The organism is Streptomyces sp. SYP-A7185 (genome assembly GCF_046103685.1).
In the GTDB taxonomy this organism is placed as follows: domain Bacteria; phylum Actinomycetota; class Actinomycetes; order Streptomycetales; family Streptomycetaceae; genus Streptomyces.
On sequence record NZ_CP122310.1, the window covers coordinates 969,317 to 992,769 of the forward strand.

Below are 23,453 nucleotides of genomic sequence, written 5' to 3' on the forward strand. Positions count from 1 at the left end.
CCCGGGCACGGATCGGGACGGTTTGGCCATGTCCCTACTTACGGGACCGCTCGCAAAGTCGGCGCCCGAGTGGCTATTGGCCTTGGCGGTGGAGAGCGACCTCGATCGCGAACCGCGCCCGCACATGGCGACCGGGCGCATGGACTTGACCCGCGTCGCCCTGTCGCACCAAGACTGCCCGGGCGCATACAGGGCGCAAGTACTGGAGAAGTGCACCGAGGAGCAACTCGGTGCACTTGGCCGGAGAGAGGGCGGCGTAGCACTCATCCACGCCGTCGCCGCCGAGCTCCGCCGCCGCTCGAAATCGCACCTTCCCATCACCCCCGAGCTGCTGGCGGAGCCGACGCCCGCCCAAGTCGTCCTTGGCGAACACGCCCTGCACGAGGACGTGTTCGCCGCAGCCCTCGGCTGCCTCCCGCTCGGGCCGGACAAGCATGACGGCGAAGAAGACGTCGATGCGTGGATGGAGCGCCACCGCGCCGCAACCGACGCATGGAAAAACATGTGGGACGGCGTCCTGCGGGCCCAGACCGAACATCACCGCCGTCTATTGGCCTGGTCCGCGAAGCAGCCTGCCGCCGATCGCGTGGTGCGTGAACACCTGCTCGGCTCCATACCGTGGCACGTAGAACCAACCTTGTTGGAGGAAGTCGCGGCACACGATCTGGAGTCCTTCGAGCGTGCGGTCCTCGCCACCCGGATTTTCCGATCCTGCCGGGACGGCCTGACCCCCGCGCAGGCACGGGAGCGCTACGCCGACGCGTTGGCGGCCGCGTCCCAGCAGGAGCGAGACTACGTGGAAAAATTTCTCGACGGGGAGATGCAGTCCGGGTACATCCAGACCGTTCTCTGCCGCTCCGCCATCGACTGGGTAGAGCGGACAGCAAGCCAGACCTGGCGGTTCCTCCTCAACCCCGGCGAGGCCCGGCGTTACGGCCGGCCCCGAGAATGGCTGGCGTCCCAGGACCTCGTCGCCGCCCTCGGCGCTCGGTTCGCAACCATCTGCATTACCGCTCTGGACCTCTGGGAACCCGAACCTGCTTCGGTCCATCGGGCCGTGCGCGACCTCGGCTGGTTGCACGCACTCCTCGTACATCTCCCCGAAGTCCCGGAGGAGGCGCGGCAGAAGGCGCGCCTCGTAGTCGAGGACACCAGGCGGTCGCTGGCCACACGGTCCCGTGCACACCGCTACCCCACCAGCCATTCCGCGTGGGAGGAAAACCAACGCGCCGAGGAACTGATTGCCACCATCATGCCGCTCGTCACGGATCCCGTCCCTGCCCTGCCGGGCCGACGCACGGCCTCCCTCGGCGACCCACTGAGCATCCGGTTCAGACAGCTTGCCAACGCCGATGAGGCCGTTCTCGTCGCGTACCTGGACCGGCACACGGGAAACGACGCGCTCGTCGAGGAGGCCCTGCTCTCCTTCGCCGCCCGCTCCTACCGAAAGTCCCTCACCTTCGACGACGTACTGGCCCGCCACTCCGCCCCACAGCAGACTCTGCTCGACCTCACACTGCACCTGCGCAGGCGCCTAGGCGGCGGACCCGAACTACGCGAAAGCTGGACCGAGATCATGCTGGCCCGGCCCGAGTGTTCTCCTGAGCTGCTCCGGCTGCTGCCTGCCTGGTCAGCAGTCAAAGCCCGCGGCCCACGCTATGACACCACTCATCCCGCAGTCGCAGCCTACGTGTCCGAGGTACTCGGAGACAGTGACGCGGCTTGGCAGCGGTTCGCAGCGAGCCCCATGTCGCACGCCGGCCCGGGCGCCTGGCACCGGCTCGGCGACCTCCTCGGCGCGGCCGTCGAGGGGTTCGCGTGGTCGGCGCCTCCGCCGGGACGCTGACGGCCGCCGTGTCGATCAGCCTCAGCCTCGTGGACTTACGCCCCGGGCGCCGCGCCAAGTATGTAGGGGCGTCAACGGCAGGGGGCGGCGGCTCGATCCCTGGGAGCCATCGGGGAGCCAATCCGCTCCCCGAGCCCCCTCGAAACCACCCGACACCGCGAGACCCCGACGCCCAGGACGGCGAAAACGCCAGCCGCGCCTACAAGTTCAGCAACCGAACCTCATTCAGGACGAAGAGTTCCCGGGTTCAAATCCCGCGCCGACAGAGAAACGCCCAACAGACCAGCTACAGGCTTGGCCAGCAGGTTCAGGCACGCGGCTCGATCGTCCAGTTGGTGCGGCCGTACTTCCCGACTATCGTTCAGCCAGCTCGGCTCACCCCCCGAAGAAGCTCAGCCGAACGTGACGGTTGCTGTTATCAACGTTGGTGTCCACCAGGCACACCGACTGCCACGTCCCCAGCTCCAGGTGGCCGCCCACCACCGGCAGCGTCGCGTGCGGGGGCACCAGGGCCGGCAGGACGTGGTCGCGGCCGTGGCCGGGGCTGCCGTGGCGGTGCTGCCAGCGGTCGTCCGCCGGGAGCAGGGTGTGCAGTGCGGCCAGGAGGTCGTTGTCGCTGCCCGCGCCCGTCTCCAGGACCGCGACACCGGCGGTCGCGTGGGGGACGAAGACGTTGAGCAGGCCGTCGCGGCCCGCCGCCGCCTCGCTCAGGAAGCTCTCGATGTCGCCGGTGAGGTCGAAGACCTTCTCCGACGAGCCGGTGGTGACGTTCAGGACACGTGTGGTGAAAGCATCAGACATGGGTCCATCTTCCCTCACCACCTGCCCGTTCTTGATACGCGGCGTCCGCCCTTCGAGACGGCGTTGACCGTACGCGGACGACCTGGCTACGTTCTGCGGCATGTTGCGTTCAGCTCTGCTCACCACGCGCGGTCACATCGACCTGCTGCGGGTGGCTTCTGCTGCGTGTCGCCGCGGCTGCTGACGCCCTCTCAGCCCGCTCTCCTCCTCTCGCACTTGTCTGCCCTACTGCCTTCGCGCGGTTGACCTCACCGTCCCGCGCGCGGGCCCTGCAGGCATCCCTCCCTCCTGCCGTGGAGCACACCCATGAGCATCAGCCATGCCCCGCCGGATCCCGCATCCGACATTTCGGGAATATCCAAGTCCGACGACTCCGCCCCGGTCGACGGGGACACCAAGAAAAGCGACAGCCTCAAGGACGCCGCGGGCGCCCGGACGGCCGAGCCCGGCCTCGTCCCCATCGTCCCGTCGTCCACCCGCCGCGCCCGTGTCCCGCGCTGGCTGCGCCGCACCTCCGGCCCTCTCGCGCTCCTCGCCCTGTGGCAACTCCTCAGCAGCACCGGCGCGTTGACCCCGGACGTGCTCGCCTCGCCGGGCACCATCGCCGGCGTCGCCCGCGACCTCCTCGCCGACGGCTCACTGACCTCCGCCATGGGCGTCTCGCTGCAACGGGTCGCGGTGGGGCTGCTGTTCGGCACGGTCGTGGGCATCGCGCTCGCCCTCGTCTCCGGGCTCTTCCGCGTCGGCGAGGACCTCGTCGACGCCAGCGTGCAGATGCTGCGCACCGTGCCGTTCGTCGGACTCATCCCGCTGTTCATCATCTGGTTCGGCATCGGCGAGGCGCCCAAGGTCGCCATCATCACGCTCGGCGTCTCCTTCCCGCTCTATCTGAACGTCTACGCGGGCATCCGCGGGGTCGACTCCCAGCTCATCGAGGCCGGTGAGTCCCTCGGGCTCTCCCGGTGGGGCCTGGTGCGGCACGTCATCCTGCCGGGCGCGCTGCCGGGTGCGATGACCGGCCTCCGCTACTCCCTGGGCATCGCCTGGCTCGCCCTCGTCTTCGCCGAGCAGATCAACGCGGACTCCGGGATCGGCTTCCTGATGGTCCAGGCCCGTGACTTCCTGCGGACCGACGTGATCGTCGTCTGCCTGATCGTCTACGCCTTCCTCGGCCTCATCGCCGACTTCATCGTCCGCACCCTCGAAAGGCTGCTGCTGCAATGGCGACCGACGTTCACGGGCCGGTGACCCCCACCGCCGCCGCGGCCACCGCGGCCACCACCGCTCCCGCGGCCACCGCGCCGACGCAGCAGACACCCCAGACCGGCTCGGCCGTACGGGTCAAGGGCCTGACCCGCTCCTTCGACGGGCGTGCCGTCATCGACCACCTCGATCTCGACGTGCGGCCGGGCGAGTTCGTGGCGCTGCTCGGACGCAGCGGCTGCGGCAAGTCGACCCTGCTGCGCATCCTGGCCGGCCTCGACCGGGACATCGAAGGCACGGTCTTGGTGCCGCGCCGCAAGGCCGTCGCGTTCCAGGCGCCCCGGCTCATGCCCTGGAAGCGCGTCTGGCGCAACGTCCTGCTCGGCCTGCCGGGCAAGCCCGACCGCGGCGTCGCCGAGCGGGCGTTGGAGGAGGTCGGACTCAAGCACCGCACCAACGCCTGGCCCAAGACGCTCTCCGGCGGCGAGGCCCAGCGCGCCTCGCTGGCCCGCGCCCTGGTGCGCGAGCCCGATCTGCTGCTGCTCGACGAGCCGTTCGGCGCCCTCGACGCGCTCACCCGCATCAAGGCCCAGCGGCTGGTCGACGAACTGTGGCAGCGGCGCGGCTGCGCCGTCCTGCTGGTCACGCACGACGTCGAGGAAGCGGTGCTCCTCGCCGACCGGGTGCTCGTCATGGACGAGGGGGTCATCGCGTACGAGACCGAGATCGACCTGGACCGGCCGCGCGGCATCTCCGACCCGCGCTTCGGCGAACTGCGCGCCGAACTTCTCCAGCGCCTCGGCGTCGACACGCCGGATGCGGCAGACGCCGCCGCGGCGTGAACCTCCCGCACCTCCCCTCCCCCGTGCCCGGCACGAACAGACCGAACGGACTCACCATGCGACGGCATCTGGCCGCCCCCGCCCTGCTCCTGCCCCTGGCCCTGCTGCTGGCCGCCTGCTCAGGAGCCTCCTCCGCCAACACCTCGTCCGCCGGTTCCGGCGGCGGCACCGACGGCAAGGGCTCGCTCACCCTCAACGTCGCCGACCAGAAGGGCGGTTCGGAAGCCGTGCTGCGTGCGGCCGGGGAGCTCGACGACCTGAAGTACAAGATCCGCTGGTCCACGTTCACCTCGGGGCCGCCCCTCCTGGAGGCCGTCAACGCCAAGGCCGTGGACATCGGCGGCGTCGGCAACACACCGCCCGTGTTCGCCGCCGGAGCGAACTCGAAGATCTCCGTGGTCGCCGCGTACCACGGCACCGCCTCCGGCGACGCGATCCTCGTCCGGAACGGATCGCCCCTGAAGAAGACCGAGGACCTCAAGGGCAAGTCCGTCGCCGTGGCCCAGGGTTCGTCGGCGAACTACCAGCTCATCGCGTCCCTCAAAAAGGCCGGGCTCAGCTTCAAGGACGTCGAGGTCAAGTACCTCCAGCCGGCCGACGCGCTGGCCGCGTTCACCAGCGGCAAGGTGGACGCCTGGGCGGTGTGGGACCCGTACACCTCGCAGGTCCTGGAGAGCAAGAAGGGCCATGTCCTGACGGACGGAGACGGCCTGGTGAACGGCCTCTCCTTCCAGGTGGCGGCGCCGGGCGCGCTCAAGGACAAGAAGAAGTCCGCGGCGGTGGCCGACTACCTCAAGCGGCTGCGCAAGGCCCAGGACTGGGTCTTCGACCACCCGGAGGCCTGGGCCAAGGTCTGGTCGAAGGACACCGGCCTGCCCTACGAGGTCGCGCTGGCCGCCGTCAAGCGCAGCAACGGCACCCGCGTCCCGGTGGCCGTGGACAAGAACGTGATCAAGTCCGAGCAGGAGATCGCGGACACCTTCACCGGCCTGAAGCTGATCCCGCGCCGCGTCGACTTCGGCGACTTCGTCGACACCCGCTTCAACGGCGACCTGCCGCCCTCGACCAGCAAGCCGCGCACGTACCGCAAGGAGTCCTGACGATGACCGTCCACCTCAACTGGTTCCTGCCCACCGGCGGCGACGGCCGCACCCTCGTGGACCGGCACGCCTACACCGACGGCGGCGTCAAGCGCTCCCGCGTCACTCCGGTCAGCGGGGTCCGGGCCCCCGACATCGACTATCTGATCCAGATCGCCAAGGCGGCCGAGCAGGTGGGCTTCGAGGCGGTGCTGACCCCGACCGGCACCTGGTGCGAGGACGCCTGGCTGACCACGGTCGCCCTGGCCCAGCACACCGAACGGCTCAAGTTCCTGGTGGCGTTCCGGCCCGGCGTCATCTCGCCGGTGCTCGCCGCGCAGATGGCCGCCACCTATCAGCGCATCACGCGCGGACGGCTGCTCCTGAACGTCGTCACGGGCGGCGACTCCACCGAGCAGCGGCGCTTCGGCGACCACCTCGACCACGATCACCGCTACGAACGCACCGACGAGTTCCTGTCCGTCGTACGGGGCGTGTGGGGCGGCAAGCCCTTCGACTTCCACGGCAAGCACTACGACGTGGAAGGCGGTCTCACCGCGCTGCCCCCGGACCCGCTGCCCGAGATCTTCTTCGGCGGTTCGTCGGCCGCCGCCGGGCCGGTGGCCGCCCGCCACACGGACGTGTATCTGACCTGGGGCGAGCCGCCGGAGCAGGTCAAGGAGAAGATCGACTGGATTCGCGGGCTGGCCGAGGAGCAGGGGCGCACGGTCCGGTTCGGGATCCGGCTGCACACCATCTCGCGGGACTCCGCCGCCGAGGCGTGGGCCACCGCGAACCGGCTGCTCGACGACCTCGACCCGGACACCATCGCCGCCGCCCAGCAGGCGCTCGGCCGCAGCGAGTCCGTGGGCCAGCAGCGGATGCTGGCGCTGCACGGCGGCTCCCGCGACAAGCTGGAGATCTCCCCGAACCTGTGGGCGGGCGTCGGTCTCGTCCGGGGCGGCGCGGGCACCGCGCTCGTGGGCAGCCACGCGGACGTCGCCGACCGCATCGAGGAGTACCACGCGCTGGGCGTCGAGCACTTCGTCCTGTCGGGCTATCCGCACCTGGAGGAGGCCTACTGGTTCGGCGAGGGCGTGATCCCGGATCTGGCGGCCCGCGGCCTGCTGCCCCGCGTCCCGGCGTCGCCGACGGCCGGGGCGCCCGCGGCGAACGGCCGCCGCGCCCCGGTTCCGGGCGGCGCCCCGCTCCTGGTGGCCGGCGGGCGCTGACCCGCGCGGACGCGCGGGAAGATCCCGCGCCCCGATGCAGTTGGTAGAAGCGTGAACGACATCGGGGCACGGGACGCGGCCGCAGACCAAGCGGCACAAGAGGTGGACACGGTCGTCATAGGCGCCGGGCAGGCGGGTCTGTCCAGCGGCTATCACCTGCGCAGGGTCGGATTCGAGCCGGACCGGGACTTCGTCGTCCTGGACCACGCGCCGCGTCCCGGCGGCGCCTGGCAGTTCCGCTGGCCCTCGCTCACGTACGGCAAAGTGCACGGCATGCACGCCCTGCCCGGCATGGAACTGACCGGCGCCGACCCCGCCCGCCCCTCCTCGGAGGTCATCCAGGAGTACTTCGAGGAGTACGAGCGGCGCTTCGGCCTGCGGGTGCACCGGCCCGTCGACGTACGGCGGGTACGCGAGGGCGACGGCGGGCGGCTGCTGGTGGAGACCACGGCCGGGGACTGGTCCACGCGCACGCTGATCAACGCCACGGGCACCTGGGACCGGCCGTTCTGGCCGCGCTACCCGGGCCAGGACACCTTCCGCGGACGGCAGCTGCACACGGCCGTCTACCCCGGGCCCGAGGCCTTCGCCGGACAGCGGGTGATCGTCGTGGGCGGCGGCGCGTCGGGCACCCAGCACCTCATGGAGATCGCCCCGTACGCGGCGCGGACCACCTGGGTCACCCGGCGCCCGCCCGTCTTCCGCGAGGGGCCGTTCGACGAGAACTGGGGGCGCTCGGCCGTCGCCATGGTCGAGGAGCGGGTGCGGCAGGGGCTGCCCCCGCAGAGCGTGGTGTCGGTGACCGGTCTTCCCGTCAACGACGCGATCCGGCAGGCGCGGGCCGACGGGGTGCTCGACCGGCTCCCCATGTTCGACCGCATCACGCCGAGCGGCGTGGAGTGGGACGACGGGCGGCGCGTGGACGCCGACGTCATCCTGTGGGCCACCGGTTTCCGGGCGGCGATCGAGCATCTGGCGCCGCTGCGGCTGCGCGAGGCGGGCGGCGGCATCCGCGTCGAGGGCACCCGCGCCGTCGCCGACCCCCGCATCCACCTGGTGGGCTACGGGCCCTCGGCCAGCACCATCGGCGCGAACCGCGCGGGGCGGGCGGCCGTGCGGGACATCAAGCGGTTGCTGGAGGACACGCCGGCCGCGGTGTGACACCGGCGGGCGGGTGGTGCGGGGCCGGCACGGTCCGGTCCGGGAGCCCGCGCGGACCGTGCCGGCCTCCGGGCGCCGGAGGCCGGCAGGACGCCCCGCCTCAGCCGTCCTGCTCGTCGGCGTTCTCGGCGTCCTAGGCGTCCCTGTCGTCCTTGTCGTCCTTGCCGTCCTTGGCGTTGTTCTTGTTGAACTCCGCCACGTTCTTCTGCTGCTCCTCGAAGCTCGACGTGAAGCGGGTGTCGCCCGGCTTCACCGTGACGAAGTACAGCCAGTCGCCCGGCGTGGGGCTGGTCGCCGCACGCATCGCCTCCTCGCCGGGGTTGCCGATCGGGGTGGGCGGCAGACCCATGCGCGCGTAGGTGTTGTACGGGCTGTTGATCTTCGTGTCGCGGTCACGGGTGTTCAGCGTGGAGCGGTTCAGGGCATAGTTGATCGTCGAGTCCATCTGCAACGGCATGCCCTGGTCGAGGCGGTTGTAGATGACCCGGGCCACCTTGCCCATGTCCGCCTTGGAGCCCGCCTCGGCCTCGATCATGCTGGCGATGGTGACGGTCTGGTAGACGTTCACGGCGTTGCGGTCGGCGCCCGCCGTGATGTGGGTCCCGCCGAACTTCTTGGTGGCCGTGTTCACCATGTACGAGAGCACGGACTCGGGGGTCGACTGGTCGCTGATGGGATACGTCGCCGGGAAGAGGTAGCCCTCGGGGTTGCCGCCCGCGTCACCGGGGAGTTTGAGGCCCGCCTTGGGCAGGGCCTTTTTCGTGGTGCCCGCGGGCACGCCGAGGGTCTTGTCGACCGCCCCGTACACCTGGGTCGAGCGCCAGCCTTCGGGGATGGTCAGCGATTCGGGGCGTGCGCTGTCGTCCGGGAGCAGCAGCGGCACCGACACGGCGGTGACCGCCGCGACGGCTCCGGTCGCGATCAGGGCGATCCGGCCCCGACGCGTCAGTCGAATCGTGCCCCGGCGCGGAGTCTTGGTCTGCAGCATGCGGGCACATTATCCCGCAAATGCAGACATTCCGAGCATATCTTCATGTCGCTGGCTCCAGTTGCGCGTCGCGCCGGATCAGGGCGGCGTACCGGCCGTCCTTCTCCAGGAGTTCCTCGTGCGTGCCGCGCTCGACGGCGCGGCCCGCCTCCAGGACCACGATCTGGTCGGCGCCGCGGACCGTGGAGAGCCGGTGGGCGATCGTCAGCGTCGTCCGGTCGGCCGACAGGGCGTCGATGGCTTCCTGCACGGCGTGCTCGGTGTGGGTGTCCAGGGCGCTGGTCGCCTCGTCCAGGATGAGGACCGGCGGATCGCGCAGGATGGTCCGGGCGATGGCCAGGCGCTGCTTCTCGCCGCCGGAGAAGCGGTGGCCGCGCTCGCCGACCACGGTGTCGTACCCGTCGGGCAGGGACGCGATGTGGTCGTGGATCTGGGCGGCGCCGGCCGCGGCGATCAGCTCCTCGTCCGTGGCGTCGGGCTTGGCGAAGCGCAGGTTCTCGGCGACCGAGGCGTGGAAGAGGTAGGTCTCCTGGGAGACGACGCCGACCGCGCGGGCCAGCGTGTCGAAGTCCAGGTCGCGCACGTCGACGCCGTCGATCGTGACGCGGCCGCCGGTGACGTCGTACAGCCGCGGCACCAGGTAGCTGAGGGTCGACTTTCCCGATCCGGTGGGGCCGACGACGGCCAGGCTGCCGCCGGCGGGCACGGTGATGTCGATGCCGTCGAGGATCGGGCGGCCGCGGTCGTCGTCCCCGTCGTAGCGGAAGGCGACGTCCTCGAAGCGCACTTCGCCCTTGATCTTGTCCAGGCGCACCGGGTGCGCGGGCTCGGTGATGTCGACGGGCAGGTCGAGGTACTCGAAGATGCGCTGGAAGAGCGCGAGCGAGGTCTGGATCTGCACCCCGGTGGAGAGCAGGCTCACGGTCGGGCGGAACAGGCCCTGCTGGAGCGAGACGAAGGCGACGAGCGTGCCGATCGAGACCGTCGGGCCGCCCATCTGGAAGGCGAGGCCCGCGGTCCAGTAGATGACGGCGGGCATGGCGGCCATGACGATCGAGATGACGGCCATGCGCCAGCGGCCCGCCATGTTCGAGCGGACCTCCAGGTCGACGAGCCGGTCGGACTCGTCGGCGAAGGTCTTGGTGAGCGAGTCGGCGCGGCCCATCGTGCGGCCCAGCAGGATGCCGCTGACCGAGAGCGACTCGGTGACCGTCGCCGCCATCGCGGCCATCTGCTTCTGCCGCTCGGTGGCTATCTTCTTGCGCTCGCGGCCGACCCGGCGGCTGATCCACACGAAGACGGGCAGCAGGAGCAGCGACACGACGGTCAGGCGCCAGTCGAGGGCGAGCATCGCCACGATGGTGGCGATCACGCTGGTGAGGTTGGAGACCAGGGAGGTGGCGGTGGAGGTGACCGTCGCCTGCATGCCGCCGATGTCGCTGGCGATGCGGGACTGGACCTCTCCGGTGCGGGTCCTGGTGAAGAAGGCGAGCGACATGCTCTGGAGCCGGCCGTAGACGGAAGTGCGCAGGTCGTGCATGACGCGCTGCCCGACCGTCGTGCTGATCAGGGTCTGCAGGACGCCGAAGACGCTGGTGACGACCGCGCTGAGGATCATTCCCAGGGCGAGCAGGCTCAGCAGGCCCGTCCGGCCCTGCGGGATCGCGGTGTCGAGGATCTCCTTGAGCAGGAAGGGGGTGGCGACGGAGACCAGGGAGGCGGCGCCGACCAGCAGGCCGACGATGGCGAGGCGGGCGCGGTAGGGGCGAAAGAGGCGCAGGATGCGGCGGATCTGCCGCGGCTGTTCCTCTTGGCCGGGGGCCAGGGGCTGCGGTGTCCACTTGGGTTCGTCGTGAGGCATGGGCTCCTACGGGAGGTGAGACGGCGGCCGGCGCGCGGGCCGGCGGGGGCGGTCGGCCGGGGAGCCGACGAGGACGGTCGGCGAGGTACGGAAACGGCCGACGGTGACTGAGGGAGCATAGCTCACTGTTACCTATACTCACAATGCACAAGGTCCTGATAATGTTCCCGCATGACCACCCCGGACGCCGACGGACTGCTCGCCGAACAGCTGCTGCGGCTGAGCCGCAGGCTGCACCGCATCCAAAAGCACCACCTGGTGCCCATCGGCATCACCCCGGCCCAGTCCCGCCTGCTGCGCACCCTCGTGCACTACGAGACCCCGCCGCGCATGGCCGACCTCGCCCAGCGCCTCGAAGTGGTCCCGCGCGCCGTGACGAGCCTGGTCGACGGCCTGGAGGCGAGTGATCTGGTGCGCCGCGTCCCCGATCCGACCAACCGCCGGGTGATCCGCATCGAGCTCACGGACGCGGGACGCAAGGCGCTGAGCGAGCTGCGCAGCGCGCGCCGGGCCGCCGCGGAGGACATCCTGGCTCCATTGGACGCCGGACAGCGCGAGCAGCTGAGCGGTCTCCTGGACGCCCTGTTCGACGTGCCCGACGTCCGCCGCTGCTGACGCCGCCCGCACCCTGGCCCCTGACGACCGTACGACCCCGCCGAGGAGAGCTCATGCCGTTCCTGGAGCCCAAGCCGGAAGCCCTGCGCCCCGCCACGCGCCCTCAGGGCCCGGCCCACGACCGGGTGCCGGACCGGCAGGCCAGCGGGACCCCCGAGCCGCTGCGCTCGGAGCTGTGCGCCCTGCTCGGCGCGGACAAGGTCCTGACGAAGATCTCCGACCTCGTGAAGTACGCCTCCGACGCCAGCCCCTACCGCTTCGTGCCGCAGGTCGTGGTCGTCGCCGAGGACCTCGACGACATCTCCGCGATCCTGTCCTACGCGCACGGCAAGAGCCGCGAGGTCGTCTTCCGCGCGGCGGGCACCTCGCTCAACGGCCAGGCCCAGGGCGAGGACATCCTGGTCGACGTGCGCAGGCACTGGGCGGGCGTGGAGGTCATCGGCGACGGCGCGCAGGCGCGCATCGGCCCCGGCACGACCGTCCTGCGGGCCAACGCCACGCTCGCCCGGCACGGGCGCGTGCTCGGCCCCGACCCCGCGAGCGCCATCGCCTGCACGGTGGGCGGGGTCGTCGCCAACAACGCGTCGGGGATGACGGCGGGCACCACGCGCAACTCCTACCGCACGGTGGCCTCGCTCACCTTCGTCCTGCCGACGGGCACGGTCGTCGACACGGCCGACCCGGACGCCGACGCACAGCTGGCACACGCCGAACCGGCTCTGTGCGCGGGCCTGCTGTCGATCAAGCGGGAGATCGAGGCGGACCAGGAGCTCACGGCCCGCATCCGCGCCAAGTACGAGATCAAGAACACCAACGGCTACCGCCTGGACGCCTTCTTGGACGGCACGACGCCCGTCGAGATCCTGCGCGGCCTGATGGTCGGCTCCGAGGGCACCTTCGGGTTCATCTCGGAGGTCGTCTTCGACACGCTTCCGCTGGACCGGCGGGTCACCACGGGCCTGCTGTTCTTCCCCTCGCTGCCGGCCGCCGCGGCGGCCGTGCCGCTGTTCAACGCGGCGGGCGCGCTGGCCGTGGAGCTGATGGACGGCAACACCCTGCGCGCCTCGACCAGCGTGGCGGGAGTGCCCGCCGACTGGGCGCGGCTGCCGAAGTCGACGGCCGCGCTCCTGGTGGAGTTCCGCGCACCGGACGAGACGCGCCAGGAGGCGTACGAGGCGGCGGCGGCCGAGGTCGTCGAAGGTCTCGACCTCGTCGCGCCGGTCGCCTCGGTGACCAACGCCTTCACCCGCGACCCCAAGACGATCGGCGGCTACTGGAAGGCCCGCAAGGCTTTCGTCACGGCGGTCGGCGGCTCGCGCCCCTCGGGGACCACACTGATCACCGAGGACTTCGCCGTGCCGCCCTCCCGACTCGCCGACGCCTGCGCGGCCCTGCTGGAACTCCAGACGCGCCACGGCTTCGACGCGGCCGTCGCGGGGCACGCCGCGCACGGCAACCTGCACTTCCTGCTCGCCTTCGACGCGGGCCTGCCGGCGGACGTCGAGCGCTATGCCGCGTTCATGGACGAGTTCTGCGCGCTCACCGTCGAGCGCTTCGACGGCTCCCTCAAGGCCGAGCACGCCACGGGGCGCAACATCGCCCCGTTCCTTGAGCTCGAATGGGGCCCCAAGGCCACGGAGTTGATGTGGCGCACCAAGCAGGTCATCGACCCCGACGGCGTGCTCGCGCCGCGCGTGGTCCTCGACCGCGACCCCAAGGCCCACCTGCGGGGCCTGAAGACGATCCCCAAGGTGGAGCTGATCGCGGACCCCTGCATCGAGTGCGGCTTCTGCGAACCGACCTGCCCCAGCGAGGACCTGACGACCACTCCGCGCCAGCGGATCGTCCTGCGCCGCGAGATGATGCGCCAGGCCGCCGGCTCCCCGGTCGAGGACGGTCTGATCGAGGCGTACGGCTACGACGCCGTGGACACCTGCGCCGGCGACTCGACCTGCAAGCTGGCCTGCCCGGTGGGCATCGACACCGGCGCCCTGATGAAGGACTTCCGGCACGCCCGGCACTCGCCGCGCGAGGAGAAGGCCGCCGCCCTCGCCGCCCGGAACTTCAAGGCGGTCGAGACCGCCGCGCGGCTCGCGGTGGCCGCCGCCGACCGGATCAGCGACCGGCTCCTGACCTCGGTCACGCGCGCCGCACGCAGGGCCGTGCGGCCCGACCTGGTCCCCGAGTGGCTGCCGGACATCCCGGGGGCCGCCGCCCGCACGCTGCCGCGCACCACGCGCGTGGGCGCGAGCGCCGTGTACTACCCCGCGTGCGTCAACCGCATCTTCGGCAGCCCCGGCGACCGCTCCCTGCCGGAGGCGGTGGTCGCCCTCTCCACCCGCGCCGGCCGGCCGGTGTGGATTCCGGACGATGTCACGGGGACGTGCTGCGCGACGATCTGGCACTCCAAGGGGTATGACGAGGGCAACGCGGTGATGGCCAACCGCATCGTCGAGGCGGCCTGGGGCTGGACGGCCGGCGGCAGGCTGCCGCTGGTCGTGGACGCCTCGTCCTGCACGCTCGGCATCGCGCACGAGGTCGTGCCCTACCTCACCGAGGACAACCGTCAGCTGCACCGGGAGCTGACCGTCGTCGACTCCCTGGTCTGGGCCGCCGACGAGCTGCTCCCCCAGCTGACCGTGCACCGCACGGTCGGCTCCGCCGTCCTGCACCCCACCTGCTCGATGAGCCACCTCGGGGACGAGGCCCAGCTGCGTACCCTCGCCGAGGTCTGCGCGGACGAGGTGGTGGTCCCCGACGACGCGGGCTGCTGCGCCTTCGCGGGCGACCGCGGCATGCTGCACAAGGAGCTGACGGAGTCGGCCACCCGCAAGGAAGCGGCCGAGGTCACCGCCCGCCCCTTCGACGCGCACCTCTCGGCGAACCGCATGTGCGAGGTGGGCATGGACCACGCCACGGGCCGCGCCTACTACTCCGTACTCCTGGAACTGGAGCGCGCCACGCGCCCGTGAGCACGCCCCTGCCGCCCCTCCGCACGCGCCGCCCCGCGGAGGGGCGTGACACATAAGTCCAACTCCCTGGCCACTTCGGTCCCTTGCGCCACACCCGCACCTCCCATCAGGGTGGCTTCCGTTCCAGCGCAGGCATCCCAGCCACGGAGGTCCGATGCACGACGAGCACGCGATTGCGAACCCCGACGACTCCGCGGGTCCCGCCGACTCCGCGACCCCTGACGACTCCGCCGACGGCACCTCCCGCCGCGCCGTCCTCCGCACCGCCGGCCTCGCCGGAGCCGGGCTCGGTCTCGGTGGCCTCACCGGGGGCACCGCCCACGCCGACGCCCCGCTGAGCGCGCCCGCCGCGGCGACGTCCGCGCAGGCGCCGCCCCGCAAGGGCAAGACCATGGTCGGCGTGCCGTTCGAGGGGCGTTCGACGGTGCGCGTCGGCATCGTCGGGCTCGGCAACCGCGGCGGCAGCATGATCGACCTGTTCCTCGCGGTCCCCGGCGTGAAGGTCGTCGCGCTCTGCGACCCGGTCAAGGACAAGACGGCGGCCGCCGCGAAGAAGGTCACCGCCGCGGGCCAGCCCGCCCCGGCGACCTACACCAAGGGCGATCACGACTTCGAGAACCTGTGCAAGCGCGGGGACATCGACTTCGTGTACGTGGCAACGCCCTGGGACTGGCACTTCGAGATGTCCAAGACGGCGATGCTGAACGGCAAGCACGTCGGCGTGGAGTGTCCCGTGGCCCTTCAGCTCGACCAGCTGTGGGAACTGGTCGACCTCTCCGAGCGGACCCGCAGACACTGCATGCAGTTGGAGAACTGCTGCTACGGCAAGAACGAGATGCGCGTCCTGCGCATGGCCCACGCGGGCAAGTTCGGCGACCTGCTGCACGGGGCGGGCGCCTACAACCACGACCTGCGCGGCCTGATGTTCGACCCGGACTACTACGAGGGCCCCTGGCGGCGCCTGTGGCACACGCGGCTGCGCGGCGACCTGTACCCCAACCACGGCTTCGGCCCGGTCTCCAACTACATGGACATCAACCGCGGCGACCGCGTCACGCACATCTCCAGCTTCGGCACGCCCGCCCTCGGCCTCGCCGAGTACCGCAAGGCGCACATGCCGGCGGGCGACCCGAGCTGGAAGGAGACCTACATCGAGAGCGACCGCACGATCAGCCTCGTGCAGACGGCGAAGGGTCGGGTGATCCGCCTGGAGCACGACGTCAGCACCCCGCACCCCTACTCCCGGATCAACAGCCTCGGTGGCACCAAGGGTGTCTTCGAGGACTACCCCGAGCGCATCTACATCGAGCCCGACCACACGAACGACGAGTGGGGCGACTTCGCCAAGTACGCGGACCAGTTCGACCACTGGCTGTGGAAGGAGCACGCGAACCCGCCGGGCGGGCACGGCGGCATGGACTACATCATGATCTTCCGTCTGATGCAGACCATGCAGCTCGGCCTCGTGCCGGACTTCGACGTCTACGACGCCGCGACCTGGACGTCGCCCGTCCCCCTGAGCCATCTGTCGATCAAGGCGAAGGGCGCGCCGCAGGCCATCCCCGACTTCACTCGCGGGCTGTGGAAGAAGGCTCGGCCGGGAGTGGACTCGGAGAAGCCGAAGGCGTGAGCGACGTGGCCCCGGCGGCGTCCGCATCGGCGCCGCCGGGCTCCACGGCCCGGCCCTCGGCCTCCGTCTGCTCCGGCACGAAGGCGATCTCCCCGGCGAGGACCTTCTTCGCCCGTGCCGTGTCCAGTGCGCCCTCCCAGCGCGAGACCACGAACACGGCCACGCAGTTGCCGAGCAGGTTCGTGGCGACGCGCATGGCGTCCATGATGCGGTCCACGCCCAGCAGCAGGGCCACCGCGCCGGCCGGGATGACCCCGAGCGCGGAGGCGGTCGCCGACAGCGCGAGGAACGCCGAACCGGGCACCCCCGCCATCCCCTTGCTGGTGAGCATCAGGACGAGGACGACCGTGATCTGCTGGCCCAGGCTCAGGTCCACGCCCACGGCCTGCGCGATGAACAGCGTGCCGACCGAGAGGTAGATCGAGGCGCCGTCGAGGTTGAAGGAGTACCCCGTCGGCAGGACCAGGCCCACCGCGTCGTCACGGCAGCCGGCCTGGCGCAGCTTCTGCATCATGCGCGGCATGACGGCCTCGCTGGAGGCGGTGCCCAGCGCGAGCAGCATCTCCTCGCGGGTGTAGCGGACGAACTTCCACAGGCTCAGGCCGGTCAGCGCCTTCAGGGCCACGCCGAGCAGGACGAGGAAGACCAGGGCGACCGCGTAACAGACGCCGATGAGCTTGCCGTAGGTCGACAGGGCGCCCAGGCCGTACTCGCCCACCAGGTGCGCGGTCGCGCCGAACACGGCGAGCGGCGCCAGCTTCATGATGAAGCCGACGATCGCGAAGACGATCTCCTGGCCCTGCTCGATGGCGGGCAGGATCGCGGGGACCTTCGTGGTGCCCAGGTGCAGCAGGGCCGCGCCCACCAGGCAGGACAGGACGAGGACTTGGAGCAGCGAGTTCTCGGCGAAGGCGCCGATCGCGCTGTCGGGCAGCGAGTGCAGGATGAACTCGCTGGTCGAGGGGAGTTCGCCGCCGCCGGTCTTCTCGTCGACGGCCGAGGCGTCGAGCTTGGCGGGGTCGACGTTCATGCCGGAGCCGGGGCTGACGAGGTTGCCGGCGACCAGGCCGACGACGAGGGCGACCGTGGTGGCGACCTCGAACCAGATGAGGGCCTTGACCCCGATGCGGCCGAAGGCCTTGAGGTCTCCGGCCTTGGTGATGCCGGCGACGACCACGCAGAAGACGAGCGGGGCGATCATCGCCTTGATGAGTCGGACGAATCCGTCGCCGAGCGGCTGGACGGCGGTGCCCACGTCGGGCCACAGCCGTCCGACGAGGACTCCGAGGACCAGCGCGCAGGCGACCTGCGCGAACAGTGAGGTTCGCACTGTGCGTGCTACGCGTCGCGGTAGGGACGGTACGGACTGCGGCACGGGCACTCCTGTGATGAGGCGTCAACTGACTTCTGCCATACGGAAATTTGTTTCCGCGAGGCGCCACTATGGCGGAGTGCCTGCTTCCGCAAAAGACCTACAGATCACATCGGCGTAAATCTTGGATCTTGCTCCAAATCCCGGCGGCAGGACCCGCGACCCCACCACGCAAAAAGGCCGAGGCGCGGCTCAAGCAGCCCCCGTCGGGGCATGTCTTGAACGGCGCCTCGGCCACGGTCACGGGCCCGAAGCCCGGTGGACATCGGCGGAACTAGGCCTTCAGGTTCTCCTTGTCCCCCATCACCACGACCGGGTGCTGCTTGGGGTCCAGGCTCTTGAGGAGGTACTCCATGCCCGCCTTCGACAGGCTCACGCAGCCCGACGTGCCGCTGCCGTGGTCCATGTGCAGCCAGATGCTGCCGCCCTTGGACTGGCCCTGGGGGCGGTTGGGGTCGTTGGGCGGGGTGCCCTTGGCGCGGTTGTAGTCGATGGCGATGACGTAGTCGAAGTCGTGCCAGTGCGACTTGGCCCAGTAGCGCGGGGCCTGCATCGACGCGCTCTGGGTGTACGGGAGTCCGGCGCCGGGGTCGGCGAGGACACCGCCCGCGTCGGTGAGCGTGAAGACACCCACCGGGCTGCGCTTGTCGTTCTCCCGGTGGTCGGTCGTCCAGCCCTTCTTGCCGTTGTGCGCGGACCAGCTGCGGGCCCTGTCCCAGGTCGCGCCGGACTTCTCGTACAGGACGACGGTGGACTTCGCCGAGTCCTCGCCCTCGCCGTAGACCGCCACGACCTGCCGGGAGTTCTTGGGGATCTTGTTCTGGAGGGAATCGCCCACATCGGGGATGCGCTTGAGGTCGGCCGTCGCCGTCGCCCCGGCTCTCTTCGCGCGGCCCGCGCCCTCGTCGTTCTTGCCACCGTCGTCCGTGCCTCCGCAGGACGTCAGAAGAACCCCGCAGGCCGCAAGGGCGGCCGCCGTTCGCACCGCACCGGCTATACGCATCCGTCCATGGTCGCATTCCGCCCGCGGGAGCCGCCGCGACGCCCGGCCCGGGGCGCAGAAGGGGCCGAATCTTTACTCCCCGACGGAAAACCGTTTGCTTCGCGCGACCGTCCGACGCGAACCTTTCACGGCCTGTTACCGCCCAGCGATGCCCTCGCCTTCGCCTTCGGAGCCGCTCCCCCGACCGTTCACCACCGTCCGTTCCCGCCGGCACGCTCCGCCGAACCGACGGTCCCTCTCTCCGACCCCAGGACGTCATACGTCATGCAGATCCGCGATCTTCCCTACACCGACCCGGGCATGCCGGATGCCCGCTCGGGCCCCCACTTCCTGCGCTGGCTGGGCCGGAACCAGCTCGGCGGCCAGCTCAGGTCGCTCGCCTGGGGCCTGCTGCACTTCGGCTCCATCGCGGTGCTCCCCTACCTCGTCGGCTTCGCCGTCCAGGCCGTCATCGACCGCTCCGGCGGACGCCTCGCCTGGGCCGGCGCGGTGATGGCCCTGTGCGGGATCGCCATCGCGCTGGGCGACACCATGCTGCACCGCACGGCGGTCACCAACTGGATCACCGCGGCCGCCCGGGTCCAGCAGCTCCTGGCCCGCAAGACCGCACAGCTCGGCTCCGCGCTCACCCGACGGGTCGCCGCCGGTGAGGTGGTCGCGGTCTCCACCGGGGACGTCGAGAAGATCGGCTGGTTCGTGGAGGCGGCCTCCCGGTTCGCGGCGGCCGCGCTCACCGTCGTCCTGGTCTGCGTGGGCCTCGTGGTCTACCAGCCCGCGCTCGGCGTCGTCGTCGCCGTGGGCGTACCCGTCCTCGCGCTGGCCGTGCTGCCGCTGCTGCCGCGCGCCACCCGGCGCGCCGACCACCAGCGGGAGAAGGCCGGGCGCGCGACCGAACTGGCCTCGGACACCGTGGCGGGGCTACGGGTGCTGCGCGGCATCGGCGGCGAGGAACTCTTCCTCGACCGCTACCGCCGCGCCTCGCAGGAGGTGCGTACGGCCGCCGTGCGCAGCGCCCGGATGTGGGCGGTGATCTCGGCGGTGCAGGTCCTGCTGCCGGGGCTGCTCCTGATCGTGGTCGTCTGGCACGGCGTGCACCTGGCCCGCGAGGGGCGCGTCACCGTCGGCGAACTGGTCACCGTCTACAGCGCGGTCACGATGCTGACCTACCCGCTGCGGCACTTCGAGGAGATCGCGATGGCCTACAGCTTCTCGCGTCCCTCGGCCCAGCGCGCCGCCCGGGTGCTCTCGCTCCAGCGCACCGCGCACGCGGGCGACGCGCACGCGGGCGACGCGCACCAGGCGGCCGACGGGCACCCCGGTGACGGGCCGCGTGACGCCGCACAGACACCCTCGGGCGATCTCTACGACCCGGCGACCGGGCTGCTCGCCCCCGCGGGCCGTCTCACCGCCGTCGTCTGCGGCGACCCGGACCAGGCGGGGCGGCTCGCCGAACGCCTGGGCGGACACGCGGCGTTCGACGACGCGGAGCAGCTGCCGTCCGTGCGGCTCGGCGGTGTCGCGCTCGACGAGGCTCCGATGGCCACCGCCCGTACCGCCGTCCTGGTCCAGGACAAGGACCCGGTACTGCTCTCCGGCACGCTGCGCGCCCTGCTCGACGTCCCCGCGTCGGGAGCCGTCAGCGCCGAGGAGGCCCTGGAGGCCGCCCAGTGCGCGGACGTCCTGGACGCCCTGGCGCAGGCCTCGGTGGGCGAGGCCCCGCTGGACGCCCATGTCACCGAGCGCGGACGCTCCCTGTCGGGCGGCCAGCGCCAACGGCTGGCCCTGGCCCGCTCGTTGATCACCGATCCCGAGGTCCTCGTGCTCGACGAGCCGACCTCCGCCGTCGACTCGCACACCGAGGCGCGGGTCGCCGACGGCGTCAAGGGGCTGCGCGAGGGGCGCACGACCGTGGTCCTCACCTCGTCCCCGCTGCTCCTCAACCGGGCCGAGCGCGTGGTCTTCCTCCACGAGGGCGAGGTCGCGGCGGTCGGCGTGCACCGCGAACTGGTGCACAGCGAACCGCGCTACCGCGCGGTCGTCACCCGCGAGACGGACCAGGAACAAGCGTCCTCGGCCGGTGGCGCCCATGACACCGGCGCCACCCTCACCCGCGCCACCCGCGACTCCCTCGGAACCCTCGACACCCTCGACACCCTCGACACCAAGGAGACGGCATGATCGGCCTGGCGCCACCGGAGTACGACCCGGCGGCCCCGACCACCGCCGACACCCTGCCCGTGGGCGCGCCCGCGACGGTGCGGGCCTACGTACGCGAACTGGTCAAGCGGCACCGCCGGGCCTTCGCCCTGCTCATCGCGGTCAACACCTGCGCCGTCGTCGCCTCGATGGCCGGCCCCTACCTGCTGGGCGACCTGATCGAGAACGTCTCGGACAGCGCCCGCGACCTTCATCTGGGCCGCACCATCGGCTTCTTCGCCGCCGCGCTGGTCGTCCAGGCCTTCTTCGTCCACCAAGTACGGCTGCGCGGCGCGATGCTCGGCGAGCGGATGCTGGCCGACCTGCGCGAGGACTTCCTCGTACGCTCGGTCGGGCTGCCGCCGGGCGTCCTGGAGCGGGCCGGGACCGGTGATCTGCTGTCGCGGATCACCACGGACGTCGACCGGCTGGCCAACGCCATGCGCGAGGCGGTGCCGCAGCTCGCCATCGGGGTGGTGTGGGTCGCGCTCCTGGTCGGCGGTCTCGCCGTGACCGCGCCGCCGCTGGCGCCCGCCCTCCTCGTCGCGGTGCCGCTGCTCGTCGTCGGCTGCCGCTGGTACTTCAAGCGGGCGCCCTCCGCCTACCGTTCGGAGGCCGCCGGATACGCCGCGGTCGCCGCCGCCCTCGCCGAGACCATCGACGCGGGACGCACGGTGGAGGCGCACCGGCTCGGCGAGCGCCGCGTGGAGTTGTCGGAGCGCCGCGTCAAGGAGTGGACGGCGTGGGAACGGCACACGCTCTACCTGCGCTCCGTCCTCTTCCCCGTCATCACCTTCACCCACACCCTCGTGCTCTGCTCCGTCCTGATGATCGGCGGTGTCTTCGTCCTCCAGGGCTGGATCGGCGTCGGCCAGCTGGCCACGGGCGCGCTCATCGCACAGATGCTCGTCGACCCGCTGGGCATCATCCTGCGCTGGTACGACGAGCTGCAGGTCGCCCAGGTGTCCCTGGCCCGCCTGGTGGGCGTGCGGGACATCGAACCGGACCGGGGTGACGCCTCCCTCGCTCCCGACGGGCGTGCCGTTCTCGCGCAGGACGTGCACTTCGGCTACCGCGCGGGCGTCGACGTCCTGCGGGAGGTGACCCTCGCCGTCGAGCCGGGCTCACGGGTCGCCCTGGTCGGCCCGTCCGGCGCGGGCAAGTCCACGCTCGGCAGGCTGCTCGCCGGGATCTACGCCCCGCGCGACGGCCGCGTCACACTGGGCGGGGCGGAGCTGTCGGCCATGCCCGCGGAGGACGTGCGCACCCACGTGGCCCTGGTCAACCAGGAGCACCACGTCTTCGTGGGCTCCCTGCGCGACAACCTCCTGCTGGCCAGGACCGGGGCGCGGGACGCCGAGCTGTGGGCGGCGCTCGGCGCCGTCGACGCGGCCACCTGGGCCCGTGCCCTGGGCGAGGGCCTGGACACCGAGGTGGGCTCGGGCGGCTTCGCCCTCACCCCGGCGCAGGCCCAGCAGATCGCGCTGGCCCGCCTGGTCCTCGCCGACCCGCACACGCTGGTCCTGGACGAGGCGACCTCCCTGCTGGACCCGCGCGCGGCCCGGCACCTGGAACGCTCCCTGGCCCGCGTCCTGGACGGCCGCACGGTCGTGGCCATCGCCCACCGGCTGCACACCGCCCATGACGCGGACGTCATCGCGGTGGTCGAGAACGGCCGGATCAGCGAGCTGGGCAGCCACGACGAGCTGGTGGGGGCCGACGGCGCGTACGCGGCACTGTGGCGCTCCTGGCACGGCTGATCACCGCTCGGGGCCACCGGGCGGCCGCGGCACCCGGGATCTTGACCACCCCAGATCCCGGGTCCGCCTCAGATGAAGTTGAGCGCGGCCGCGCCGCCCACTCCCCCGAGCAGCATGAACGCCGGCATCAGCACCTTCAGCTCGATCCAGCTGCCCGCCCGGAACCGCATCAGCTTCGGCGGCCCGACGGGGTACCAGCGCTTGCGGCCGACGGGGATGGGCCACAGGATCGGGCAGCCGGAGACCGTGAGCGCGTCCCCGATGTCGTGCACCAGCGCGCCGAGCACGATCGGCAGGCCCAGCCACAGGTACTCCTGGCCGGGCTCGGTGAACAGCCAGTCCGCGCCGTTGCCGGGCTTGTCCAGGACACCGGCGAGGATCCAGGCGCTGGTCGCGGCGAGCAGCCACACCAGCACGTCGCTGCTCGACCCGCGCGCGGCCCGCCACAGCAGGCCTTCGATGGCCAGCACCATGTGGACGAAGAGCAGGGCGAGGACCGCCCAGCGGCCGCCGAAGATGGCGAGGGCGGAGGCGCCCGCCCCGATGAGGACGGCCCACAGCCAGGTGTGCGTGAGGGTGCGGTGCCCGCCCGCTCTGCGCGGGTCGCCCTGCTTGCGGGTGGCCTTGTAGACGGCGGCCGAGAGCTTGTCGACGATCTCGCACAGGCCTCGCGAGAGCGGTCCGAAGGCCCGCGAGATGGTCGCCGACTTGTGGTCCAGGTCGGGCGCGAGCGCGGCCCCGGCGCAGATCAGGGCTCCGGCGAGGAGGACCGGCCAGGGCATCGTGTGCCCCCAGGCCGCCGCTGCCGCCCCGACGCCGAGCCAGGCCGCCGCTCCCGACAGTGAGTGTGCCGGACCCATCATGGCTGTTCCCCGCCCCATTCCCGTTGTCC

The 23,453-nt window shown here is 71.4% G+C and carries 18 protein-coding genes; 12 read left to right on the top strand and 6 right to left on the bottom strand.

Annotation, left to right across the window (positions count from 1 at the left end; all coding sequences use genetic code 11):
- Nucleotides 1-28 precede the first annotated feature (28 nt).
- A complete protein-coding gene (locus QBL25_RS04160) occupies nucleotides 29-1,846 on the top strand; it encodes a hypothetical protein (protein WP_409055597.1) in 1,818 nt (605 codons plus the stop codon).
- A gap of 375 nt (nucleotides 1,847-2,221) precedes the next feature.
- Here the strand turns inward: QBL25_RS04160 and QBL25_RS04165 are convergent, their stop codons facing one another.
- Nucleotides 2,222-2,647, bottom strand: coding sequence for a secondary thiamine-phosphate synthase enzyme YjbQ (locus QBL25_RS04165; RefSeq protein ID WP_409055598.1), 426 nt, complete (start codon nucleotides 2,645-2,647; stop codon nucleotides 2,222-2,224).
- A 100-nt stretch (nucleotides 2,648-2,747) separates the two neighbouring features.
- Between QBL25_RS04165 and QBL25_RS04170 the strand changes: the two genes are divergently transcribed.
- The 6 genes from QBL25_RS04170 to QBL25_RS04195 all read left to right on the top strand — a co-directional run bounded on the left by QBL25_RS04170 (nucleotide 2,748) and on the right by QBL25_RS04195 (nucleotide 8,164).
- Nucleotides 2,748-2,831: a putative leader peptide gene (locus QBL25_RS04170; RefSeq protein WP_349817350.1), complete on the top strand. Its 84-nt coding sequence runs from the start codon at nucleotides 2,748-2,750 to the stop codon at nucleotides 2,829-2,831.
- 122 nt (nucleotides 2,832-2,953) lie between these two features.
- Nucleotides 2,954-3,895, top strand: a complete 942-nt coding sequence (locus QBL25_RS04175) for an ABC transporter permease (RefSeq protein WP_409055599.1) — start codon at nucleotides 2,954-2,956, stop codon at nucleotides 3,893-3,895.
- Complete coding sequence (locus QBL25_RS04180; RefSeq protein ID WP_409055600.1) at nucleotides 3,868-4,692, top strand: ABC transporter ATP-binding protein; 825 nt, start codon at nucleotides 3,868-3,870, stop codon at nucleotides 4,690-4,692. Before QBL25_RS04175 ends, QBL25_RS04180 begins: the two co-directional genes overlap by 28 nt.
- A gap of 56 nt (nucleotides 4,693-4,748) precedes the next feature.
- Nucleotides 4,749-5,792, top strand: a complete 1,044-nt coding sequence (locus tag QBL25_RS04185; RefSeq protein WP_409055601.1) for an ABC transporter substrate-binding protein — start codon at nucleotides 4,749-4,751, stop codon at nucleotides 5,790-5,792.
- A gap of 2 nt (nucleotides 5,793-5,794) precedes the next feature.
- The gene (locus QBL25_RS04190; protein WP_409055602.1) at nucleotides 5,795-7,003 is read left to right on the top strand and encodes an LLM class flavin-dependent oxidoreductase; all 1,209 of its coding nucleotides are present in this window, start codon (nucleotides 5,795-5,797) and stop codon (nucleotides 7,001-7,003) included.
- A 51-nt stretch (nucleotides 7,004-7,054) separates the two neighbouring features.
- Nucleotides 7,055-8,164: an NAD(P)-binding domain-containing protein gene (locus QBL25_RS04195; protein ID WP_409055603.1), complete on the top strand. Its 1,110-nt coding sequence runs from the start codon at nucleotides 7,055-7,057 to the stop codon at nucleotides 8,162-8,164.
- 133 nt (nucleotides 8,165-8,297) lie between these two features.
- Here QBL25_RS04195 and mltG read toward each other — a convergent pair whose 3' ends face one another.
- Both mltG and QBL25_RS04205 read right to left on the bottom strand, forming a co-directional pair.
- Entirely contained in the window at nucleotides 8,298-9,149 is an 852-nt protein-coding gene (gene mltG, locus QBL25_RS04200) for an endolytic transglycosylase MltG (protein WP_409062545.1), read from the bottom strand.
- 46 nt (nucleotides 9,150-9,195) lie between these two features.
- Nucleotides 9,196-11,013, bottom strand: coding sequence for an ABC transporter ATP-binding protein (locus QBL25_RS04205; RefSeq protein ID WP_409055604.1), 1,818 nt, complete (start codon nucleotides 11,011-11,013; stop codon nucleotides 9,196-9,198).
- A 171-nt stretch (nucleotides 11,014-11,184) separates the two neighbouring features.
- Between QBL25_RS04205 and QBL25_RS04210 the strand changes: the two genes are divergently transcribed.
- From QBL25_RS04210 to QBL25_RS04220, 3 genes are all read left to right on the top strand, one after another.
- Entirely contained in the window at nucleotides 11,185-11,628 is a 444-nt protein-coding gene (locus QBL25_RS04210) for a MarR family winged helix-turn-helix transcriptional regulator (protein ID WP_409055605.1), read from the top strand.
- A 53-nt stretch (nucleotides 11,629-11,681) separates the two neighbouring features.
- Nucleotides 11,682-14,600: an FAD-binding and (Fe-S)-binding domain-containing protein gene (locus tag QBL25_RS04215; RefSeq protein ID WP_409055606.1), complete on the top strand. Its 2,919-nt coding sequence runs from the start codon at nucleotides 11,682-11,684 to the stop codon at nucleotides 14,598-14,600.
- Between the two features lie 154 nt (nucleotides 14,601-14,754).
- Complete coding sequence (locus QBL25_RS04220) at nucleotides 14,755-16,230, top strand: Gfo/Idh/MocA family protein (protein WP_409055607.1); 1,476 nt, start codon at nucleotides 14,755-14,757, stop codon at nucleotides 16,228-16,230.
- On the opposite strand, the gene QBL25_RS04225 is transcribed toward QBL25_RS04220, so the two are convergent.
- Both QBL25_RS04225 and QBL25_RS04230 read right to left on the bottom strand, forming a co-directional pair.
- Nucleotides 16,169-17,605, bottom strand: a complete 1,437-nt coding sequence (locus QBL25_RS04225) for a cation:dicarboxylate symporter family transporter (RefSeq protein WP_409055608.1) — start codon at nucleotides 17,603-17,605, stop codon at nucleotides 16,169-16,171. The genes QBL25_RS04220 and QBL25_RS04225 overlap by 62 nt on opposite strands.
- A 271-nt stretch (nucleotides 17,606-17,876) precedes the next feature.
- The gene (locus QBL25_RS04230; protein WP_409055609.1) at nucleotides 17,877-18,605 is read right to left on the bottom strand and encodes a L,D-transpeptidase family protein; all 729 of its coding nucleotides are present in this window, start codon (nucleotides 18,603-18,605) and stop codon (nucleotides 17,877-17,879) included.
- A 264-nt stretch (nucleotides 18,606-18,869) separates the two neighbouring features.
- Between QBL25_RS04230 and QBL25_RS04235 the strand changes: the two genes are divergently transcribed.
- Complete coding sequence (locus tag QBL25_RS04235) at nucleotides 18,870-20,783, top strand: ABC transporter transmembrane domain-containing protein (protein ID WP_409055610.1); 1,914 nt, start codon at nucleotides 18,870-18,872, stop codon at nucleotides 20,781-20,783.
- A complete protein-coding gene (locus QBL25_RS04240) occupies nucleotides 20,780-22,561 on the top strand; it encodes an ABC transporter ATP-binding protein (protein WP_409055611.1) in 1,782 nt (593 codons plus the stop codon). Before QBL25_RS04235 ends, QBL25_RS04240 begins: the two co-directional genes overlap by 4 nt.
- 68 nt (nucleotides 22,562-22,629) lie before the next feature.
- On the opposite strand, the gene QBL25_RS04245 is transcribed toward QBL25_RS04240, so the two are convergent.
- Nucleotides 22,630-23,424, bottom strand: coding sequence for a metal-dependent hydrolase (locus QBL25_RS04245; protein WP_409055612.1), 795 nt, complete (start codon nucleotides 23,422-23,424; stop codon nucleotides 22,630-22,632).
- Nucleotides 23,425-23,453 lie beyond the last annotated feature (29 nt).

Bases quoted from the DNA above. Each gene is read 5' to 3' on its own strand.
- QBL25_RS04160 (WP_409055597.1), top strand. From the start codon at position 29: ATGTCCCTACTTACGGGACCGCTCGCAAAGTCGGCGCCCGAGTGGCTA.
- QBL25_RS04165 (WP_409055598.1), bottom strand. From the start codon at position 2,647: ATGTCTGATGCTTTCACCACACGTGTCCTGAACGTCACCACCGGCTCG.
- QBL25_RS04170 (WP_349817350.1), top strand. From the start codon at position 2,748: ATGTTGCGTTCAGCTCTGCTCACCACGCGCGGTCACATCGACCTGCTG.
- QBL25_RS04175 (WP_409055599.1), top strand. From the start codon at position 2,954: ATGAGCATCAGCCATGCCCCGCCGGATCCCGCATCCGACATTTCGGGA.
- QBL25_RS04180 (WP_409055600.1), top strand. From the start codon at position 3,868: ATGGCGACCGACGTTCACGGGCCGGTGACCCCCACCGCCGCCGCGGCC.
- QBL25_RS04185 (WP_409055601.1), top strand. From the start codon at position 4,749: ATGCGACGGCATCTGGCCGCCCCCGCCCTGCTCCTGCCCCTGGCCCTG.
- QBL25_RS04190 (WP_409055602.1), top strand. From the start codon at position 5,795: ATGACCGTCCACCTCAACTGGTTCCTGCCCACCGGCGGCGACGGCCGC.
- QBL25_RS04205 (WP_409055604.1), bottom strand. From the start codon at position 11,013: ATGCCTCACGACGAACCCAAGTGGACACCGCAGCCCCTGGCCCCCGGC.
- QBL25_RS04210 (WP_409055605.1), top strand. From the start codon at position 11,185: ATGACCACCCCGGACGCCGACGGACTGCTCGCCGAACAGCTGCTGCGG.
- QBL25_RS04215 (WP_409055606.1), top strand. From the start codon at position 11,682: ATGCCGTTCCTGGAGCCCAAGCCGGAAGCCCTGCGCCCCGCCACGCGC.
- QBL25_RS04220 (WP_409055607.1), top strand. From the start codon at position 14,755: ATGCACGACGAGCACGCGATTGCGAACCCCGACGACTCCGCGGGTCCC.
- QBL25_RS04230 (WP_409055609.1), bottom strand. From the start codon at position 18,605: ATGCGTATAGCCGGTGCGGTGCGAACGGCGGCCGCCCTTGCGGCCTGC.
- QBL25_RS04235 (WP_409055610.1), top strand. From the start codon at position 18,870: ATGCAGATCCGCGATCTTCCCTACACCGACCCGGGCATGCCGGATGCC.
- QBL25_RS04240 (WP_409055611.1), top strand. From the start codon at position 20,780: ATGATCGGCCTGGCGCCACCGGAGTACGACCCGGCGGCCCCGACCACC.
- QBL25_RS04245 (WP_409055612.1), bottom strand. From the start codon at position 23,424: ATGATGGGTCCGGCACACTCACTGTCGGGAGCGGCGGCCTGGCTCGGC.